Raw genomic sequence first — 20,005 nt, forward strand, 5'->3', positions numbered from 1 at the left:
AATCACCTTTTTTGGGTTAAATTTCCAATTGGCAGACGAACGATAAATGTTGCCCCTTTGCTATCTTCCTGATGCGCAATCATTACTTCCCCGTTAAGCTTTTCTGCCAATTCTTTCACATATGAAAGCCCAATACCTGTTGATGAATTGCCCGTGCTGTCGAATTTCAAGGTGAATCCTGGTTTAAAAATAATATCTTTATATTGATCGGGAATTCCGGGACCATCATCATGAACGCGTATTTGGAGCCAATCATTTTCCCGCTCCACTGCAATCTCAATGCTGCCAGTTCCTTTGATGGCCTCCACTGCGTTAGCGACAAGGTTATTCACAATGGAAATAAACGTATACACATGATACTCAGGATGTGACCCATTATATGCAATACTGAATTCAATGTTTTTCCCCAACAGCTCAGCATACTTCTCATGTGTTCGAACAATGATTGATAAAAGTGATCGGACATCTAAATAATCAAGGGAGCTTTCTTCTGAAATTACTTTTGAAAGTCCAGACAAAATGCGTTGATTATCTTTTTTGATCTCATGAACCTCGCCGGCAATCCTCAAGGCATGCCGTGAAAGCTCCTCCAGCGACAGCCTTTTCTTCCCTTTCCTGATCTCCTGCAATTTTTGATACAGGTTGTAAGATTGCCTCGTAATTTCCTCAGCATCTTGAACGGATTTTTTTAATAGCACCGACTCTTCGTAAAGGTTCGATACAAGCATGATCATATGTTCATTGCGTTTTTGAATTTCCGCTTCCCTTAGCTTAGATTCATGCAATTTTATCATACTAAATAAACCGATCACAAAAAAACTTCGGAATATGGCAATAATCATAATTTTATTAAAGGCATCTAAAGTCATAACCGTTCCAATCATAATATTTTCAGCGAGTAGCTCGACAATCCCGGCTGCCAATTCTATCACAATCCCCAAAAGGCCGATCACCCATGGTCGATTGTAAAATCGGTGAATTCTTAAAACAGAAAAAACAAGCGCATACGTGAAGTAATAGAAAAAATAAGGGGAATTTGTATGAATGGAAGCCATCCAATCAACAGATGTAAGGGATATCAAATCGAGAAGAACCCGAAATGTCACAATTGATAAGCCTGCAAGAACACCACATATAACAGCTGGTACCTTTCTCAGCCACAATAAAAAAATAAACAATGTTGGAGGTCCAAAACTCACCCGATAAACTTCATTAAATGGATAAAATTTAATTTCGCCAGCGAGCGGAACCAAAATGATCATTGCAACCAATAATTGAAGTTCTTTTTTTTCAAGAGAGTGCAAGTTCAATATTACCACAACCTTGTTATAATGGTTCCTCTTAAAAAATTGAATAAAAGTTAGAATTTTAAAAACGAAGTAAATAATCAATTTGTAGAATTTTGTAGATTTATCGTCTGATCTTGTAGTTTCAATTTTAAATTAGATGAGATAACTCGTAAGCGCTCTCGCAAACAACTCTACTAATTATTATAGCTTATTATTTCGACGAGTAATCATTTAAAAGATAATGATAATCAATTTTGTCATCCATTCGTTTTGGAGGCAATTATAAAAGAAAAGAGGTGCTATGATGAAAAGAATAAGCTTGGCTTGGCAAATTTTAATAGGTCTTGTACTAGGTATTGTTGTTGGTACTATTTTTTATGGTAACCCAGATGTTGCGAAATTTTTGCAGCCAATTGGGGATATATTTTTACGATTAATTAAAATGATCGTCATTCCAATTGTTATTTCCAGCTTAATTGTCGGTATTGCAAGTGTAGGTGATACAAAAAAGCTCGGAAAGCTTGGCGGAAAAACAATTTTGTATTTTGAAATTATTACAACTGTCGCCATTATTGTCGGACTTTTAGCAGCTAACATTTTTCAGCCTGGTTCCGGCGTCGATATGAGCTCATTAGAGAAAACAGATATTCATAGTTATGTCGATACGGCAGAAGCAGTTGAAAGCCACGGAATAGCTGATACATTTGTCAACATTGTTCCACCAAACATTTTCCAGGCATTTGTTGAAGGAAATATGCTGGCGATCATTTTCTTCTCTGTATTTTTCGGACTTGGAGTCACAGCCATCGGAGAGCGTGGAAAACCGATCATTGCCTTTTTCCAAGGTACAGCTGAAACGATGTTCTGGGTGACGAACCAAGTGATGAAATTTGCACCATTTGGTGTGTTTGCCCTTATCGGTGTGACTGTGTCTAAATTCGGTATCGAATCATTGGTGCCGTTGGGTAAATTAGTAATTGTCGGCTATGGAACAATGTTATTCTTCGTTGTCGTCGTTCTTGGATTTGTTGCAAAATTAGTCGGTCTAAACATTTTTCACATCATCCGTTTACTTAAAGAAGAGCTTATCCTTGCCTATTCAACCTCAAGCTCAGAAACAGTTATGCCAAGAATAATGGAGAAAATGGAGAAATTTGGATGCCCAAAATCCATTACAGCATTTGTCATTCCAACAGGTTATTCCTTTAACTTAGATGGTTCAACCCTATACCAAGCATTAGCAGCACTGTTTATAGCACAAATGTATGGCATTGATTTGTCCATCGCTGATCAAATTTCATTGGTGCTAGTATTAATGTTGACCTCAAAAGGAATTGCAGGCGTTCCAGGCGTTTCATTTGTTGTATTGTTGGCTACGCTGGGAGCAGTAGGCATCCCGCCTGAAGGTCTTGCATTTATCGCAGGTATTGACCGTATTCTCGATATGGCTAGAACAGTGGTCAATGTCATTGGAAATTCATTAGCCGCTGTCGTTATGTCTAAATGGGAAGGTCAGTTCGATGTTGAAAAAGCTATTTCATATATCAATTCTTTTAAAAATAATAAGCAATCCGCAGCTTAATATAACCGATATAATTCCAAAAACTTTGCAATCAAAAAGCCGGAGTGGTTATGATACCATTCCGGCTTTTGCTATAGATTGAAGATAATGATTTCAACAGCTTTGTTAGATTCATTCGTAAAAGATGATACTTCTGATCTTGATCGTTTTCTACATAATTAAACGTTAAGAAAAAACAGAGCGTATTTTCCATCATTTCTGTCATTTCCTATTATTTCTTTATCTTTGTTTGTTCCAAAGTGCAATTCTTTCCCAAAAAGCTTTTCGCATGTAGAATGATTTTTCACAGGAATAAGCAGACAGCTCAAACTCGAAAAAAAGGTGTCACCTATAATGATTATTAAATAAAACTTGAAACTGTTTCCAAATTCAAGTATTATATAGAAAGACTTAGAAATAGGCACGTTTGAAAAAGTGAAAATTAATAATTTTATAGTGGGCGGATGTTTATTATTTTCTTGTTGTCTTCAACACAAAATCACAATAGCCGAATCTGAAATAATTGGTGTATCGCTTAATTTTGCAAAATTACCATAAAACAACTTCTTCGTTTATTAGAGAGATAGAAACTTAAAAAACTTTGAACATATTTTTAAAAAGATAAATCAGGAGTTCCATTGCTTTCAATTCATTTCAGATTAGAAAAACCGTAAATTAAATTTATGGTATCTTAGGCTATTTAACTTATATAAGTTAGGGCCTTTGTTCAATCTAATTTTGAATAGTGGACGTGGTGAGCCGTCCGCGATTGCAAAAGTGAGCATTGCCTTATTTGCGCCATTTGCAAAAACACCACGTCCACAAAAGTTAAATCTCAAGGGAGTACTGTTTTCATATCTCTAATCTCCTAATGATTATTTTTCTTTTTAATACTAATATCTATAAAATTGTTGATAACGTTTGCAAGCAAAGAATCTCCAATTACACAAAACCATTTGTTTACCTTTTCCCTAATTCATCAATTAATTTTAATAAATTAGGATCTTCTATATAATTTTCTATAGTGATAATTCTTTTGTTTTTATGAGATAATCTTGCTCTTTCTAATAAATCTTTATGAACGACGATAATGTCAGTGTCTTCTGGAACATCCTCTATTCTATAATGTTTTACTTCAATACCGTCAATATTTGCTTTTTGCAGTCTTTTTCTAAATGTGGTTGCACCTAATGCACTGCTGCCGGCACCTGCATCGCAAGCAAATGAAATTTTACTTATTTTTGTATTAGACAGTTCATTAGATGGATTTAAAATTTGTTTCCCTTCAGATTTCATTGCTTTTGACTTTTCGATTGAACTTGTAAAATCTTCTTCATCTGTTTTTTTATCAAACTTTAATATTATTGCAGTAACGATGAAGGATACTACCGCAGCTACGATTACACCTGAAATGATTCCTAGGAAATTACCTTTAGGGGTTAAAGCTAAATAAGATATTATGGATCCCGGACTAGGTCCAGCTACAAGACCCGCATCGAAAAGATAAAAAGTTGTAATACCTGACATCCCGCCGGCAATCATTGCTAAAATTGTTAATGGTTTCATTAATACATATGGGAAGTATAACTCATGAATGCCTCCGAAGAAATGAATTATTATAGCACCCGGAGCAGTCCGCTTAGCAGCCTTTTTGCCGAAAAAGCTAAAAGCTAATAATAATCCAAGACCAGGTCCTGGGTTTGACGCAACGGTAAAGTAAATTGATTTTCCTGCTTCAAGCGTTTCTTGCATACCTAAAGGATAATATATTCCTTGATCAATGACGTTATTTAAAAACAATACTTTAGCTGGCTCATTAATAAGAGATAATAATGGTAAGTACCCTGTATCCACTAGAGATTTAATAGCGGATGAAACAACATTATTTGCCGCTTCAATAACCGGTCCTATAAAATAAAAGGAGAAAATCATTAGAAAGAAGCCTAAAATACCAATTGAAAAGTTATTAACAATCATTTCAAATCCTGCAGGTATTTTACCATCTATCAATTTATCAAATTTCTTTATAAGCCAGCCTCCCAAAGGACCAATAATCATCGCGCCTAAAAACATTGGTATATCGGATCCAACTATTAGCCCTATGGCTCCGATGGTACCCATTACAGCGCCCCTTTGGCCGGCAACCATTCTCCCTCCTGTGCTTGCTAAAAGCAAAGGCAATAAATACTTGATTGCCGGATCAACTATACTAGCAAGATTCTCATTTGGAAACCAGCCAGAAGGTATAAACAAAGCTGTTAATAACCCCCATGCAATAAAAGCTCCAATATTCGGCAAAACCATATTGGTCAAGAATCCTCCAACAGCTTGGATGCGTGCACGAAAAGATGGGGTTTTGGCTTTAATTACATTTTCCATGTATAACACCCTTTCTTCATATCAATATTTATAGAAGAAATTTCTATACTTTTTTGAAAAAAAAAGATGTTTAAATTTTAAATTTAATCAAAAAAACATTTTTTATTCTACCATTTTAATAACATTCATTATTTCTTCTTCATTGCTTGAATTTCTAAACTTATTTACAACATCTTCATCAATTAGTATAGAAGATAAGTCGGATAGCAAACCTAAATGACTTGAATTGTCTTCAGCCGCTAAGACGATAATAATATTCACTTCTTTTCCCTCTGGGAACTGCACGTTGTTTTGTAATTTCAAAAAAGAAATGCCTGTTTTGATTACTCCTCCTTCGTTTCTTGCATGCGGCATGGCAATTCCCGGAACAATTACTATATATGGACCATTTTTATTGACATTATCAATCATATCTTGAATATATTTAGGAGTAATATTACCTTTTTTTAATAAAGGATCGGAAGCAACTCTTATAGATTCCTCCCATGAAGATACTCTATTCAAGAAATTTATATTACCTTTTAAATATTCACTTAACACACCGTTTCACCTTTCTTCATGATTCTATTTACACTACCATTTCTGTATTTTTAGTTGATAATAAATTTCTTTAATTTTTTCTCTAATTGTTTTATTTTCTAACTCTGTAAAATGTAAAATGGCTTGTTCGATCCCATTTTCACAAATGTAGTTTTGCAAAATTACAGACTCTTCATCATCAGGGTTATCGAATAAAAATGCAGCAGCAACGGCAACTGATAAATATTCTATTGAAAGTCCTAAATCAAAAAGTTCTCTAGTGGGTTTAATTAATCGTTCATTATAGCCCAGTTTGCGAATCGGCGATCTTCCTACTCGCAAAATCGAGTCGCTAATATTTTTGTTTTTAAAGCGCTTTATAATTCTTTCAATAAAATCACTCATATCTTTTGGGTCCATATTAAATTTCCTTAAAATATATTGGGAAGCTTCATTTAGCGTTTCCCGTACAAGATGTTCAATTTTTGCATTTCTCAAAGCGCTCTGTATTGTAGATTCTCCTGCTAAAAACCCAATATAAGCAGTTGCCGCATGACCCATATTCACTAAATATAATTTTCTTTCAATATAAGGCTGTAAATCTTCAACATAGATTGCGTTTTTTATAATAGGCGAATCTGCATTAACGATTTCTGATTTGTTAATGATCCATTCATAGAACGGTTCTACAAGAACACTCTCACCCCCTTCGCTATGTTTTGATAAAGCTAGGCGATCAATAGCTGAATTAGGAAAGCCAACAAAAGTACATATATTTTCCATTTCTTTATTTGAAACATATCTCTTTATCTCACGTTTCAAACTGGAAGAAGCGTTAATTGCATTTTCATTTGCGATAATGTCGATCTTCTTTTTATTTTCTTTTGCTCTTTTCAAAAGGCCTTGAGCTAATATATTAGCAATTTTAGGTATGTTATTGATGCCGACAGATGTTGTAATTAAATCTGCATTCACAATAGCATTGATCACTTCTTCTTCTTGTGTTACACTGTTTAATGCTGAAACCGGAGAGATAGTCTCTATCGTATGATTATCATCTAATATCTCAACCTGATAACTATTGTAATTGTTAAATTTATCAACCGTTTTTTGATTTATATCCACGAAACAAACTTCATACCCAGTTTTGTTTAATAAGTAACCAATTAAACCTTTCCCTATATTCCCTGCACCAAAATGCAACGCTAGCATAATATTATCTCCCTCGTATACTAAGTTTCAGAAAGTTTTTTTATCGAATTTCCAGTCCGATACGCTCCTTGACAATCGCATATCTTGGGTGGTTGCCTTTGTGGGAGGGGCGCGCCCCTCCCACAAAGGGTTCAGCGTACCGGGGTTGGACTTTTCGCAATGTTCCTGGATAATGGTCTTAGGATCATCGGGGATACTCTTCTCACTCCTGTAGCTTTGACTACTTGTAAAGTCTGTCTCCTCGGCCCCTGTTTGGACGTCTAACCCGCAGGCTGTTCCCGTTGGTTTTCCCCATGCTGGAAGGAGCAGCTTCCAGGGCAGCCCATGGTCCAACGTGAGTTCTCATATGCGAGGGTGACTGGTCAACAGGCGCGATCCGGGGGCATCCCGAAGAGTCCTACCCCTCGATCCTACAACAATAGGAGGTGATCTCATGAAACTCTACGTCGGGATCGACGTGAGCTCACGCGACTTAGCCACCTGCATTATGGATCATGAAGGAAATACGTGCGCACGCTTCAAAGTGGATAATCATCTTCTGGGCGCCACCTTCCTTCGGGATCAAATCCTCCTGTGGGCTAACAAGCGAAAGCCAACCGAAATTCTGATCGGGATGGAAGCCACCTCGGTCTACAGTTGGCATCCAGCTATGTTTTTCCACCAGCAGGAGGCCTTGCAGGCTTGGAACGTCAAGGTGTTTACGATCAATCCAAAGCTCATTCGCAAGTTTAAAGAAGCCTATGTCGACTTGGAGAAAACGGATGACATCGATGCTTGGATCATTGCGGATCGGCTTCGCTTCGGCCGTCTGAAGATGACGGCTGTCCTCAAGGAGCAGTTTCTCGCGCTTCAGCGACTGACACGCATGCGATATCATCTCGTCCACCAGTTAACCCGTGAGAAACAGTATTTTCTCCAGCACTTGTTTTACAAATGCAGTTCCTTTACCCAAGAGGTGGACAGTTCGATCTTCGGACATGCCATTCTCGAACTGCTGCTTGAGTCGTGGAGCCTCGATGACATCTGCCAAATGGATGTCAAGCAGTTGGCCGACTTCCTGCGCCAAAAAGGGCGCAATCGCTTTGCCGATCCGGAATGCATCGCCAAGTCGATTCAAAAGGCGGCCCGTTCGTCGTATCGGTTGTCCAAGTGTGTCGAGGATTCCATCGACTTGCTGTTAGGGCTGTCGATTCAATCAATCCGCAGCCTGCAATCGCAGCTCAAAGAGCTCGATAAAGCCATTACCCGCCATCTTGAAGGCATTCCGAACACACTGCAAACCATCCCAGGCATCGGACCGGTTTATACCGCAGGCATCCTGGCCGAAATCGGGCAAATCGAGCGGTTTCACAACCAGGCCGCCTTGGCAAAATATGCCGGCTTGACATGGTCCAAGCACCAATCGGGCCGTTTTCAAGCCGAGGACACCTCCCTCATTCGTTCCGGCAATCGCTATCTCCGTTACTACCTAGTGGAGGCTGCCAACTCGGTGCAACGGCATGATGCGACGTTTCGTGCGTACTACCGGAAGAAGTATGAGGAAGTGCCCAAACACCAACATAAACGAGCCCTCGTCCTCACCGCTAGAAAACTCGTGCGTGTGATCGATGCGCTGCTACGCAACGGTCAAATCTACACGCCAAGAAAGGGGGAAGATCGATAAGAGGATCGATCTGGTATACCAATATCAACCTTTAGACCCAGTTTATTACATGTACCAATACTGGGTTTCTTCAGTATTGCCTTTTTTCGGATCATCGGACAAGGGAATTTCCAATTTCTATGATTTTTCACCTTGACATATTACCGCAGGACTTTACAATACTTAAAACTCTTTATCAAAGAATATCCAATCCAGCGAAGCTATTAACTTTTTACTCTAAATTCGCGTGATATTGCCAAAGACTAGACATATCAATATTTTGCTCTCTAATCATCATTAAGGCTAACGCGTCGCCTAATAACAATAAGCTTTGTTCAAATAAGCTTGTCATTGGTTGTACAGATTTCACTTCATTTGGCAGCTGTAGTTTTGTACCTACTGGTATCCTTACGAAACAATCTGAATACTCATTCATTGAGCTATTTGGATTTGCACCTATATGAGCAACTTTTGCTTTAAATTGCTTTGCCTTCTTTGCAATGATTAATGGAAAAGCCGTTTCTCCGCTTCCCGATCCCACTATCAACAAGTCTTTTTCAGTTATTGCAGGCTCAGTGATTTGGCCGACAATATAAGTTTTAATACCAAGATGAGCTAATCGTTTAGCGATAGCTTTCAAAGATAATAGAACTCTTCCAACCCCGACAAAAAATACTTTATCTGCTTTTTTTATCTCGATTAACAATTTATTGACTTCATTCATATCAATTTGGTTTAAAGTAGTGGTGAGTTCGTTTGTAATTTCCTTTACAATATCATAGTAATTAACCATTATTTCCCCTCTTTTCACAATAAACCTTCTATGATGCATTTTTCCATCGCTTTTTTATTCTCAGCTAAACTTTTGTCTCGAATAAATAAGCTTGTACTCCCGGCAACTAGTATGTCGGCCCCAGCTTTTACTAAGCTTGGTATTGTGTCTAAAGATACTCTGCCATCAACCTCAATATTTGTATCCAATTCTTTTTCTTTTATTAATCGCGCCAAATCTTCTACTTTTTTTATTGCATAAGAAACTTGCTTTTCATTTTCATCAGTTGCAAAGCCTGGATTGATTAACATTAACAAAATGGTATCGCACTGCGGCAAAATATAATCCAGGACAGACAGGGGAGTTGCTGGGTTGAGTGCTAAACCTGCTTTAATTCCATTGTTTTTTATTAAGTTAATGTATCGATCAATATGAGTGCTCGTTTCATAGTGAAATGATATTTGTTGTACATCAATTTTGATCATCTCTTGTATAAAAAATTCATTATTATTGGACATAATGTGGACATCAAAATTCATATCAGTTATTTTTCGTAATTGCTTAATAGTATCTATTCCCAATGGCATACTAGGGCTAAAGTGTCCATCTATAATATCAATATGTAAAGTATCCAGTCCTTCTTTCTCAATTTCTTTTACACTTTTTTCTAAATTACATAAGTCAGCACACATTATAGAAGGTGCAATCGTTATTTTTTTATTGTTTTGCATGTTTGTGCCTCCATTTGCATGTGTTTGCATGTTTTCCTTTATTATAAAACGCATATAATGAAAAGTAAAGCATGTTTTTGCGTTTTTGTGCCATTATTTGCGCGAATGCGTTTTGATCAATTGTTGAAATTATGATAAACTATAAGAAAGACTTAAAGGAGTAAAGTCACTATGCTAAAGGAAGAACGTCAACAAAAAATCTTGCAGATTTTAAATGAAGAACATAAAGTTATTGCAAGCGATTTAAGTAAACGCCTGTCAGTTTCGGAGGATACAATTCGAAGAGATTTAAAGGAGCTTGATAACCGCGGACTTATTAAAAGGGTTCATAGCGGAGCTTTGAGGATAGGGCCTCCTGTTGTTGATTTTTCAACAAGGCAGCACATGTTTAATGAAGTTAAAATTAAATTAGCTAAAAAAGCTTTATCCTTTATAAAAGAAGACATGGTTTTATTAATTGATGGAGGAACGACTAATTTACATCTAGTAAACCAATTACCTTTAACATTAAAAGCCACCGTCATTACAAACAGCCCGCCAATCGCTATGGCTCTGACTAATCATCAACATATTGATGTTATTATGATCGGCGGAACTTTATTCAAACAATCAATGGTTAATTTAGGAATAGACACTGTCGAATCTTTAAGTAATATGAGAGCAGATTTATATATCATGGGAATTTACAAAATTGATCCTTATATAGGAATCAGCGTCCCAAGCTTATCAGAAGCATTAGTAAAGCGGAAAATGGCTTCCATCTCTTCTGAAATATTAGGGATGGCAACATCTGATAAATTAAGCACTGTTTCCAATCACATTGTATGTCCTACTAAAGATTTAACATACTTAATAACAGAAAATATTAGTCCCAACATTAAAAAGATATATGGAAGCCAACAAGTAGTGGTGGTTGATTGATAATGCATTAACAAATTTGATAATCAGCAGTTTGATGAGAAAAAAACGAGGGTAAATGAAATCAGATTCAACAAGCCGCTGGTATTGCTAATATATACCATATTGCTAAATTTCGAAGACCGCTTGGTTAATTCCAATTTAATTAAAAGAGGATAGTCTTCCTTCAGGGCAGACTATCCTGCAAAAAATCATGTATCTTTGATGATTGATTAAGCCGTCAAATCCCCTTTAACCCGTTTCGAATAAATTGGACCGTGTATTCCATTTCTTTCTCGTCATCCCATGGATAATCCGGCATGACCAAAAAGCGGGTAATGAAAAACCCAACGATCGCGTTAATCGTTAAACGAATGACAGTCTCGGTGGGAAAATCACCTATTTGCCCATTTTGTTTAAAATGGTTGACAACTTTTATAAACTGAGGCAAAACTTTTTCAGTAAAAACCGCGCTAAATTTTTCTTGAATTTCTGCATGGAACGCTATTTCCTGAAAAAAAATTTTTAACAATGGGACATTGTTTTTGACAAATTGATAGCGGTTGCGGATGATTTTCCTTAACAGATCTTCAAAATCATCAAGTCGTTGATCCTGGAAAACTTCATTGATAAACCTTTCAGCAAATAAGGGAACGGCAAATTCTATAATGATCGGTGAAACGATGGATATCAGCAAATCTTTTTTTGTTTTGTAATGGCGAAAAATCGTTCCTTCCGCTACCCCGGCTCTTTTCGCAATTTCGCTCGTGGATGTCGCAGCATACCCTTTTTCGGCGAAAATTTCGACTGCCGCTTGAAGAATTTTTGCCTGCTTCGGCGTTAAATCTTGATTCGCTGCCTTCATGAACTCGTCCATAAAATTTTTCTGGTCCATACACTTTCCTCCTTATTTCTCTCTTTTATTGTTATAACCTGCGATGTTTTTTCAATGCAAATATATTTAAGACATAGAAAAGCAGCGCAAAGCCGAACAATATTAGCAAATCCTGCCAAAGATCGACCAAGTCTTTTCCTTTAATCATGATTTCTTGAATGGCGTCCGCTCCATAAGTAAGCGGCATAAATTTACTCAACACTTGCAACCACTCTGCCAATGTCTCCAAGTTAAAGATTCCCGAAAAAAATGCTTGTGGAATGATGACAATCGGAATAAACTGCATGATTTGCAGCTCATTATTTGCAAAGGCTGATAAAAGGGTAGCAAGCGCCAGCGCAGTGATGGCTAATAAAAATGTAACTACTAACAGCTGCCAAAAATCCCCTGCCATCCAAATATCAAGTACATATACGCAATACGTGACAATAACGAACGATTGAATAATCGTGAATAAGCCAAATCCTAGCAAATAGCCTGTTACAATCTCCCATCTTTTAATCGGCGTCGACAGCAATTTTTCTAATGTTCCTTGTGTTCTTTCCCGCAAAAATGAAATACCGCCTAGCACAAAAACAAAGAAAAAGACAAAAAAACCGATTAGTACTGAACCCGTCTGATCAAAAAGATTGATTTTGTCAGAGCCATAATAATATTCGACATCAGGCTGAATATTTTTTTGGTCTGACAGGGAGCTGAAGGCGGTTTGAATCACCTTCATAACCGCTGAATTGGCTGTCGGGTCGCTTCCTTCCAGCAAAACATACGGAACATGATTTTTTATCGTTATAAATGCATCTAAATCCTCTTTTTGAAAAGCCTCCTTCGCTTCACTTTCGGACATGTGAACAACATCTTTCTCCAATTCATTTTGCAATACTTGCTCAAGCGGCGCCGGTATATTTTCTGCTGCTATTTTCGGTTCGTATGGGTCGCCGTCTAATACAAGCCATACAAGAGTGATAACTAAAAGCGGCGCAAAGATCAATAAAGCAATCGACCGTTTATCCCTTAACAGCTGTCTTATAATTCGGATGACAACAGCTCCTATTCTCATTTCTCATTCCTCCCGTATGCTAAAAATGCTTCTTCAAGTGAATCGACCTTTTGGTTTTCTTTTAGCTTTTCCGGCGTATCACAAGCAATGATATAACCGTTTCTTAGCATGGCCAGACGATCACACTTTTCCGCTTCATCCATGACATGTGTCGTAACTAAAATGGTCATCCCGTTGTTTTTTAGTTTTCTTAATTCACTCCATATCGATTGGCGAAGCACTGGATCGATTCCAACCGTCGGTTCGTCTAAAATTAATAGATCCGGTTTATGCATGAGCGAAGCAGCTAGAGACAACCGCCTTTTCATCCCACCTGAAAAGTCCTTGACAACTTTATCCATATGATCAGTTAAATCGACAATTTCCAAAACTTCCTGAATCGCTTTCTTCCGTTCTTGGCGTTTTAGCCCGTAAATAGCGGCTATAAATTCCAGGTTTTCTTTCGCGGTCAACTCCTGATAAAGAGCATCCGATTGCGCCATATAACCGATTGATTTCATTAGCTCGAGTGAAGGAACTTTTTGATCTTTGATGGAAATTTTCCCTTGATCTCCCTCTAAAATTCCTGTGATCATTTTGACCAACGTCGTTTTCCCAGAGCCGGATGGACCAAGAAGCCCGAAAATCTCTCCCTCATTTACGTCCAAATCAATATTTTTTAGCACTTTTTCCTTCCCAAATGAAATCGCAGCTTTACGGACAATAATCATTGAGGCCATTTTTTCCCTTCCTTTCGTACAAAATGAGTGAGTACTCACATAAATTATAGTTGTGCAAATGAATTTTGTTAAGTGAGTAATCACTCATTTTTTGTAAATGATAGAAAAAATTTTTTAAACAGATTCGGCTTTAATAGTTATCGTCTTAAAAAAGCTGACCGCTGCGGATTTATACAAAAAGCAACAATAAGCATCTGAACTAGAAAAAATCCACACAAATTGACTGAGGAATGAACATCAGAAGATGCGCTTTTTTGCACAAATTATGCCCATTGGAGAAATCGGGGCAATCGGTTAGCTATTGGCTCATTAGGAGTGTTTTACAGGAACGACTAGATGAAGATAGCCTTGTTATTCGTTCCTTAGAAGAAATTAAACAAGCATTTTTAGTTATTTTACATAACGATTAAAGGAGATTTTAGATACAATACACATTCAATAAAAATGGTTGAAGTGATACTATATGGGCAAGTGGTACTGTAAAAACAATAATGATTGATTCAATATAATAATTCTTCTCATGCGGATTTCTGTTTACGGATAAGGCTGACATATGTGACTTTCAAATCTTACAGTTGAAAGAAGTGAAAAAGGATGAGCTTAGAGGCATTAAACAAACAAGTGAAAACCGATCTTTCCTATCTCGCCTTCGGAGGTCCAAGCTGGGTGCGAACGCTAAAAAAACCTGAAGGGCATGTCTACGATGTCGTGATCGTCGGCGGCGGCCAAAGCGGCTTAGGTGCGGCTTTCGGTCTTCTACGCGAACGAATATCCAACATTCTTGTCATTGATGAAAACCGAGAGGGCTGGGAAGGACCGTGGGAAACCTACGCCCGTATGGTGACCTTGCGAACACCTAAACATTTGACCTCCATCGATCTTGGGATTCCTTCCCTAACCTTCCGCGCTTGGTGGGAAGCACAATTCGGATCGGAAGGCTGGGAAGCGCTAGACAAAATTCCTCGGGGAGATTGGATGAATTATTTGCGCTGGTTTCGGAAAGTTCTCAATCTGCCCGTCATCAATGAAGTAAAGTTGAAGTTGATAGAGCCGACTGATGAAGGGATTCATCGGCTTCATATTGAAGGAACGGGTGCACCATCTGACATATTGCTCGCACGAAAGGTTATTTTAGCCACGGGAATTCAAGGCGGCGGCGAATGGCATGTTCCTCCTTTCATTGCTGAAAAATTGCCGCATCATCTCTATGCCCACTCCTCAGAAGCAATTGATTTTAAAGCACTACAAGGGAAAAAGATCGGAATTTTGGGCGGCGGCGCATCTGCCTTTGATAATGCCAATTTTGCCTTATCAGAGGGTGCGGCCGAAGTTCATGTCTTTGTCCGCCGCAAGAAATTGCAGCGTATCAATCCGATCCGCTATATGGAAGTTTCCGGTCTAATTGAACATTTCCAAGCTCTATCGGACGCTGATAAATATGCAATCATCGCTCATTTCTTTAAATATAATCAGCCGCCGACCAACGATACCTTCGGACGCGCAGCCTCATGGCCCGGTTTTCACCTGCACTTAGGAGCACCATGGCTTGATGTTGAAGCTGCAGATCAAGGTGCAGTAGTGACCACACCTCAGGGCAAGTTCACCTTCGATTTTCTGATCATCTGCACCGGACTCGTCACTGATCCTGCTTTGCGTCCGGAGCTGAAACTTGTCGAAAGCCACATTGCTCGTTGGGGAGACCGCTATCATCCCCCGAAGGAGCTGGCCAATCCAATGCTTGATGCCCATCCTTATCTCAGCCCTGGTTTCGCTTTTATAAGCCGCGATGAAAAGGGCAAAAAGCTTCTGTACGGAATTTTCGCTTTCAACTATTCGGGTTTGATCAGCTGTGGCATTACAGCAGCTGCTCTTTCCGGCTTGAAATACGGTATACGCAAGCTCGTATCAGAAGTAGCAGATCAGCTTTTCTTAGATGATCGCGAAAAGATATTGAAAGACTTCTATTCCTATAGCGAAATCGAATTTGTCGGTGAATGGACTAAAAAGGAGTAAGGCCTTAGAATAACCGTTGGTAGTGTGGGGGCTGTCTCAAGCTGATTTTTCAGCTAAGAGGCGCCCCTTTTTTCAAGCAACATTTTTTCGGACAGCTGTTTGCATGGAATTTATGACCGGAGAAAGCAGCCTTTTAACACTCTTTAAAAATAAATAAGGTGAATCGAATCAAAGTTCGATCCACCCAATTAAATTTTTTCAGTTCCCTTCGAGCAATTAATGGACCACAGCTGGACCAATTAATGCTGCTGGTTTTTCCCTAAAGCCAGCTTGCTAATGTTTGTATAGCTAATATGTTTATATGATTGCAGCAATTGTTTTAATTCCGGAAATCTTTTATCTTTTTTTAGTTTTTCGATTTCCTGATGATAGATAGACAATACATAATCATCCTGAAATTTCGGTTGGAATCGATCCGGGTCTTCATCCATTAGTAAAGAGCCCATATATTGATATCCATATTGTAATTGACGAGTCAAATGGACGATATTTAAAAATTTCCGATAAATAGTTGGTGTTGTTGCCTTTAAGTTTTCGATAGCGGTTTGTGCATTTTTCAACTCATCGTAACTAGAGTCTATTATCACACTATATCATTCCTTTGTTCCGTATTAATCCCACGGTTTATTCAGTGAAAGTCTGGACACGAGTTCTTTATTTTGTTGTCTTTTTAACTTGCGAATGCTTTCACGTTCTTTTCCTGTTTCGTAGAGATATTTTTCTTCCTCTGTTTCTGGAATAATAGGCGGTACTTCCAACGGTCTTTTATTCTCATCCAAGGGAACAAAAGTGAAAAATGCAGTAGCTGCAATTCTTCGTTTCCCAGTTTCTAGATCTTCTGCAATCACTTTACAGAAAATCTCCATGGATCTTTTACCTGTATAGCTAACAAATGATTCAATACAAACCGAATCACTTACCCGGATCGGTTCAAGGAAATTAACGGAGTCGGTCGACGCCGTAACACATTCCTTTACCCTTGTATGTCTGCGGGCGGAAAGCGTCGCACATGCATCCATCTTCTTCATTAAAACTCCGCCAAATAATGTATGATAATTGTTCAAATCATTAATGAGCACTTGATCTGTTTGAACAACACGTGTTTCTTTAACTTTTTTTGCTTCCATCATGATCACCTTACGTATAAAAATACTTTTGAAGCGTACGCTTCATCCGTATTAGAATTTTTACAAAGAGAATTATAATATAGCTGGTTTGCAAAGATACAATGCCAATCCTATATACAATTCATAACAAAATAGTATGGAAGCGCTCTTTAACCTAAACAAAAAACCACCCGTGTGATGAGCTGTCCCCAGTCAAGTAGACAGGAATAAAAAAGCACATATAGAAAAATCCCTCCATAATAGACAGATGAACAGGCTTTCTTTTTCCTGTCTACTATAAAGGGATCGTATCATTGAGCTTGGTCGTGTGTTACATTCTATTCCAAATAAACTTTTATTTCATCATTTGCTTTATCAATTCTCGGTTGAGTTCTTTAAAGATTTCGTTATGGGATGATACCATGCCAAATTTATCAGCCTTAGGTTCAATAAATTGTTTAGCGCTATTTACCGCATTTGCGGCATCCTGAAAGGCCCCCGCAATCAAATGCAATTTCCCATCGTATTTTAGAATATCCCCCGCTGCATAAAGTCCCGGTACAGAAGATTCGCTATGGGCGTTGCCCGCAATGTAGTGATTGTCAATCATTTGAATATTCAACTCGCTTTTTTCCAGCAAGGAGGAATCGCGCTCATAGCCATGATTCACAATTACTTCATCAATCGATAAATAGGTGATCTCTCCTGTTTCACGGTTTGTTAGCTCGACTCGTTCAATCCGTTCATGATCTTCGCTGGCAATCAATTTGGTAATCGAGGTATGAAAATAACAAGTAGCCGAGCTGTTTAGAAGCTGCGTCACCTGCGATTCAAGACCTTTTAACATCTCCCCTCGATACGTCAAATACACTTTTTTAGCAATCGGCACTAATTCATTCGCCCAATCAATAGCCGCATTGCCTCCTCCTGAAATGATGACCGTTTTATTTTTGAAGATCTTTAACGATTTCACTGTATAATGCAGATTAGCCACCTCAAACTTTTCTGCACCCTCGATCTCCAGTTTTTGCGGCTTTAATATACCGCTTCCCACTGCGACAATGACCGTCTTGGAAAAATGCTGCCGTCCAGAAGCGGCCTGCAATATAAAAGTGCCATCTTCCTTTCGTTTCATCGATTCAATCTTTTCATTTAGAACCACTGTAGGATTAAATGTTAATCCTTGCTTGACAAGCTGCTTAATTAATTGTTCTCCTGTAATCGGTGCATGTCCTCCAACATCCCAAATCATTTTCTCCGGGTAAACATGAAGCTTGCCGCCCAATTGCGGCTGATACTCAATCAGCTTTGTTTTCATTTCCCGCAATCCGCTATAAAATGCCGCATACAACCCCGCTGGTCCGCCGCCAATAATCGTCACATCGTATAATTCGTCATGTTTCATCTATTTCCACCTCTCCTAGAACCCAGTAAATGATTATCATTCTCAATTAAATATACATTGTTTTTACCTCTTTTACAACGAATAGTGATTGACTATTGAAAAAAATGTTTACACCATATAGAGCTCGTATTGTTTATGGACGGTCGGACCACTGTCTCGCATTCGCACAACGAGAGCAAGTCCCAAACGGTCCCTAACCGTTGGAAACATCCGTCTTTCTTCAAGCTATCTATATTGTAGATGCGAGAAATCAACGGACATCTAGAACCTCTATCTATTTTTCATGAAAAGATAGCGGCCGCTTCCACGAACATATGAAACATGATATTCAAATGAATCCTTCCTAACCCCTGCTTAAGTACAAGAGACGGCTCCACACAAAAAAGACACTTTCTTCTTTTTTTCTGCTTCAAGTAAAAAAAGCTTCCCTTTCATAAAAGGAAGCTTTCTTATAGTTGACTCAATCGGATTTAGAATCCTGTCCGGGATTAGCTGTCGACAGCTTTTCTTTTGCAAATCGTACAAATTCCTGCGCAATCTGTGATAAGCTTACATCCTTTCTCCAAATCATTGCCAGATTCCATTCGATTTCCGGATTAGTGACGGTGATCGTTTTAAAATCATCTGTTAGTTCTATACACGTACTTTCAGGCAGCAAAGTAATGCCTATATTGTAGGCAACCAATTCTTGAATAAACTCCAGTTGTGATGTTTCTGAAATAATTTTCGGTTGAAAACCGGCTTCTCTACAAGAATTGATGACAAGATTTCTTAGCACAAAATCCCGGTCGAACATAATAAAGTCCTCTTTTTTTAGCTCCTGCAAAGACACTTCCTGTTTTCCCGCCAGACGATGAGACGAAGAGACAACTAGTTTTAATTTCTCATTCACAAATATAATACTGTCAAGATTTTCATTTTCCTCAGAAAGAACAACGACCCCAAAATCCAATAAATTATTGAGAACCTTCTCTTCAACTGGTTTGGAACCATCCTCTTCTAGTAGGAAAATCACCTCTGGATATTCTTCATGAAACGATGCAATCAATTTTGAGAAGAAAATGGAATTCGTAATCGTAGGTAGCCCGATGCGAATTTGTCGTTTTCTTTGCATAAACATTTTATCAAGTTCTGCATCCAATTGCTGCAGCTGATTTTCAATTTTTAAAGCATGTTTTTTTAAAATACGGCCTGCATCCGTCAATATCAGCTTTTTTCTAGTACGTATGAAAAGCGGTGCTCCAATTTCATCCTCCAATGATTTGATAATTCTGCTGAGAGCAGGCTGCGTAATGAACAGATTCTCAGATGCAGTGGTAAAATTGCCGGTACGTGTAACCTCAAGAAAACACTTCAATTGTTTAATTTCCAATTGAATCAAACACCCTATTACATTTTAATGATAATAAAGTTTACCACACTTTTCACTTTAGCGCTTTAAATTTGTTTCATCAAATAGGCGAAGCATAAAACCTTAATGTTCTTGTTAGGGCAGTTCATTATTAGACAGCCCCTTGTGTTTTTGTGTTTAATTACGCTAATTTCAACAATGGAAGTATCTTATTCGGAAATAAAAAGCTCTAATTTTGTCCTCTTTTAATCCTTCAAGATCCCCCTTCTTATATCTAAAAACTTTTCATTTCATTCATCTATGCAATCATTTATTTTTATATTCCATATCAATATTATAAAAAGATTAGCGGGCATAGTATCCCCATTTATCGAATTTTTGAAGAGAAACAGGCAAATCATCTGATTTGAGAAAAATGCTACATAGAGCTTATTTTTGAAATTTCCTGAATTGTACA

At 38.1% G+C, this 20,005-nt stretch carries 17 protein-coding genes; 4 read left to right on the forward strand and 13 right to left on the reverse strand.

The annotated features are described in order from the left end of the window. Nucleotides 1-2: 2 nt before the first annotated feature. Nucleotides 3-1,310, reverse strand: a complete 1,308-nt coding sequence (locus NSU02_RS19300; RefSeq protein WP_082829613.1) for a sensor histidine kinase — start codon at nucleotides 1,308-1,310, stop codon at nucleotides 3-5. Between the two features lie 283 nt (nucleotides 1,311-1,593). On the opposite strand from NSU02_RS19300, the gene NSU02_RS19305 reads away from it, so the two are divergent. After that, nucleotides 1,594-2,871 (forward strand): cation:dicarboxylase symporter family transporter, encoded by a 1,278-nt coding sequence (locus tag NSU02_RS19305; protein WP_066251467.1) that lies wholly within the window; start codon nucleotides 1,594-1,596, stop codon nucleotides 2,869-2,871. 939 nt (nucleotides 2,872-3,810) lie between these two features. On the opposite strand, the gene NSU02_RS19310 is transcribed toward NSU02_RS19305, so the two are convergent. The 3 genes from NSU02_RS19310 to NSU02_RS19320 all read right to left on the reverse strand — a co-directional run bounded on the left by NSU02_RS19310 (nucleotide 3,811) and on the right by NSU02_RS19320 (nucleotide 6,960). Further along, entirely contained in the window at nucleotides 3,811-5,229 is a 1,419-nt protein-coding gene (locus NSU02_RS19310; RefSeq protein WP_066251470.1) for a PTS mannitol transporter subunit IICB, read from the reverse strand. Between the two features lie 102 nt (nucleotides 5,230-5,331). After that, entirely contained in the window at nucleotides 5,332-5,769 is a 438-nt protein-coding gene (locus NSU02_RS19315; protein WP_066251473.1) for a PTS sugar transporter subunit IIA, read from the reverse strand. Nucleotides 5,770-5,802: 33 nt separating this feature from the next. Then, complete coding sequence (locus tag NSU02_RS19320; RefSeq protein ID WP_144598301.1) at nucleotides 5,803-6,960, reverse strand: mannitol-1-phosphate 5-dehydrogenase; 1,158 nt, start codon at nucleotides 6,958-6,960, stop codon at nucleotides 5,803-5,805. A 433-nt stretch (nucleotides 6,961-7,393) separates the two neighbouring features. Here NSU02_RS19320 and NSU02_RS19325 point away from each other — a divergent pair, with 433 nt between their 5' ends. Then, the gene (locus NSU02_RS19325; protein WP_027725928.1) at nucleotides 7,394-8,623 is read left to right on the forward strand and encodes an IS110 family transposase; all 1,230 of its coding nucleotides are present in this window, start codon (nucleotides 7,394-7,396) and stop codon (nucleotides 8,621-8,623) included. 211 nt (nucleotides 8,624-8,834) lie between these two features. Here NSU02_RS19325 and hxlB read toward each other — a convergent pair whose 3' ends face one another. Together hxlB and NSU02_RS19335 are read right to left on the reverse strand one after the other, a co-directional pair. Next, a complete protein-coding gene (gene hxlB, locus NSU02_RS19330) occupies nucleotides 8,835-9,395 on the reverse strand; it encodes a 6-phospho-3-hexuloisomerase (RefSeq protein ID WP_066251479.1) in 561 nt (186 codons plus the stop codon). A 14-nt stretch (nucleotides 9,396-9,409) separates the two neighbouring features. Beyond that, entirely contained in the window at nucleotides 9,410-10,105 is a 696-nt protein-coding gene (locus NSU02_RS19335) for a ribulose-phosphate 3-epimerase (protein ID WP_066251481.1), read from the reverse strand. Between the two features lie 171 nt (nucleotides 10,106-10,276). Between NSU02_RS19335 and NSU02_RS19340 the strand changes: the two genes are divergently transcribed. Then, nucleotides 10,277-11,026: a DeoR/GlpR family DNA-binding transcription regulator gene (locus NSU02_RS19340; protein WP_066251483.1), complete on the forward strand. Its 750-nt coding sequence runs from the start codon at nucleotides 10,277-10,279 to the stop codon at nucleotides 11,024-11,026. Between the two features lie 217 nt (nucleotides 11,027-11,243). Here NSU02_RS19340 and NSU02_RS19345 read toward each other — a convergent pair whose 3' ends face one another. From NSU02_RS19345 to NSU02_RS19355, 3 genes are read right to left on the reverse strand one after another with little or no spacing between them, the layout of a single operon-like run. After that, nucleotides 11,244-11,897: a TetR/AcrR family transcriptional regulator gene (locus NSU02_RS19345; RefSeq protein ID WP_339193670.1), complete on the reverse strand. Its 654-nt coding sequence runs from the start codon at nucleotides 11,895-11,897 to the stop codon at nucleotides 11,244-11,246. A gap of 31 nt (nucleotides 11,898-11,928) precedes the next feature. Beyond that, complete coding sequence (locus NSU02_RS19350; RefSeq protein WP_339193672.1) at nucleotides 11,929-12,954, reverse strand: ABC transporter permease; 1,026 nt, start codon at nucleotides 12,952-12,954, stop codon at nucleotides 11,929-11,931. Continuing rightward, on the reverse strand, nucleotides 12,951-13,673 hold the full coding sequence (locus NSU02_RS19355; RefSeq protein ID WP_339193674.1) for an ABC transporter ATP-binding protein: 723 nt from the start codon (nucleotides 13,671-13,673) through the stop codon (nucleotides 12,951-12,953). The genes NSU02_RS19350 and NSU02_RS19355 overlap by 4 nt, the downstream gene beginning before the upstream one ends. Before the next feature lie 594 nt (nucleotides 13,674-14,267). Here NSU02_RS19355 and NSU02_RS19360 point away from each other — a divergent pair. Beyond that, on the forward strand, nucleotides 14,268-15,686 hold the full coding sequence (locus tag NSU02_RS19360; protein WP_339193676.1) for an NAD(P)/FAD-dependent oxidoreductase: 1,419 nt from the start codon (nucleotides 14,268-14,270) through the stop codon (nucleotides 15,684-15,686). Nucleotides 15,687-15,925: 239 nt separating this feature from the next. On the opposite strand, the gene NSU02_RS19365 is transcribed toward NSU02_RS19360, so the two are convergent. The 4 genes from NSU02_RS19365 to NSU02_RS19380 all read right to left on the reverse strand — a co-directional run bounded on the left by NSU02_RS19365 (nucleotide 15,926) and on the right by NSU02_RS19380 (nucleotide 19,569). Beyond that, a complete protein-coding gene (locus NSU02_RS19365) occupies nucleotides 15,926-16,273 on the reverse strand; it encodes a hypothetical protein (protein WP_339193678.1) in 348 nt (115 codons plus the stop codon). Between the two features lie 24 nt (nucleotides 16,274-16,297). Further along, the gene (locus NSU02_RS19370) at nucleotides 16,298-16,813 is read right to left on the reverse strand and encodes an acyl-CoA thioesterase (RefSeq protein ID WP_082829614.1); all 516 of its coding nucleotides are present in this window, start codon (nucleotides 16,811-16,813) and stop codon (nucleotides 16,298-16,300) included. Nucleotides 16,814-17,147: 334 nt separating this feature from the next. After that, nucleotides 17,148-18,197 carry an NAD(P)/FAD-dependent oxidoreductase gene (locus NSU02_RS19375; RefSeq protein ID WP_339193680.1) on the reverse strand — a complete coding sequence of 350 codons (1,050 nt, stop codon included), beginning with the start codon at nucleotides 18,195-18,197 and terminating at the stop codon, nucleotides 17,148-17,150. Nucleotides 18,198-18,657: 460 nt separating this feature from the next. Then, nucleotides 18,658-19,569, reverse strand: a complete 912-nt coding sequence (locus NSU02_RS19380) for a LysR family transcriptional regulator (protein ID WP_339193682.1) — start codon at nucleotides 19,567-19,569, stop codon at nucleotides 18,658-18,660. Nucleotides 19,570-20,005 lie beyond the last annotated feature (436 nt).

Origin of the sequence: Aeribacillus sp. FSL W8-0870 (assembly GCF_037963755.1) — a bacterium.
GTDB classification, from domain to species: domain Bacteria; phylum Bacillota; class Bacilli; order Bacillales; family Aeribacillaceae; genus Aeribacillus; species Aeribacillus composti.

What these genes read in the sequence shown, in the direction of transcription:
- NSU02_RS19305 (WP_066251467.1), top strand. Translation starts at nt 1,594, where the DNA reads ATGAAAAGAATAAGCTTGGCTTGGCAAATTTTAATAGGTCTTGTACTA.
- NSU02_RS19310 (WP_066251470.1), bottom strand. Translation starts at nt 5,229, where the DNA reads ATGGAAAATGTAATTAAAGCCAAAACCCCATCTTTTCGTGCACGCATC.
- NSU02_RS19320 (WP_144598301.1), bottom strand. Translation starts at nt 6,960, where the DNA reads ATGCTAGCGTTGCATTTTGGTGCAGGGAATATAGGGAAAGGTTTAATT.
- NSU02_RS19325 (WP_027725928.1), top strand. Translation starts at nt 7,394, where the DNA reads ATGAAACTCTACGTCGGGATCGACGTGAGCTCACGCGACTTAGCCACC.
- hxlB (WP_066251479.1), bottom strand. Translation starts at nt 9,395, where the DNA reads ATGGTTAATTACTATGATATTGTAAAGGAAATTACAAACGAACTCACC.
- NSU02_RS19335 (WP_066251481.1), bottom strand. Translation starts at nt 10,105, where the DNA reads ATGCAAAACAATAAAAAAATAACGATTGCACCTTCTATAATGTGTGCT.
- NSU02_RS19340 (WP_066251483.1), top strand. Translation starts at nt 10,277, where the DNA reads ATGCTAAAGGAAGAACGTCAACAAAAAATCTTGCAGATTTTAAATGAA.
- NSU02_RS19345 (WP_339193670.1), bottom strand. Translation starts at nt 11,897, where the DNA reads ATGGACCAGAAAAATTTTATGGACGAGTTCATGAAGGCAGCGAATCAA.
- NSU02_RS19350 (WP_339193672.1), bottom strand. Translation starts at nt 12,954, where the DNA reads ATGAGAATAGGAGCTGTTGTCATCCGAATTATAAGACAGCTGTTAAGG.
- NSU02_RS19355 (WP_339193674.1), bottom strand. Translation starts at nt 13,673, where the DNA reads ATGGCCTCAATGATTATTGTCCGTAAAGCTGCGATTTCATTTGGGAAG.
- NSU02_RS19360 (WP_339193676.1), top strand. Translation starts at nt 14,268, where the DNA reads ATGAGCTTAGAGGCATTAAACAAACAAGTGAAAACCGATCTTTCCTAT.
- NSU02_RS19370 (WP_082829614.1), bottom strand. Translation starts at nt 16,813, where the DNA reads ATGGAAGCAAAAAAAGTTAAAGAAACACGTGTTGTTCAAACAGATCAA.
- NSU02_RS19375 (WP_339193680.1), bottom strand. Translation starts at nt 18,197, where the DNA reads ATGAAACATGACGAATTATACGATGTGACGATTATTGGCGGCGGACCA.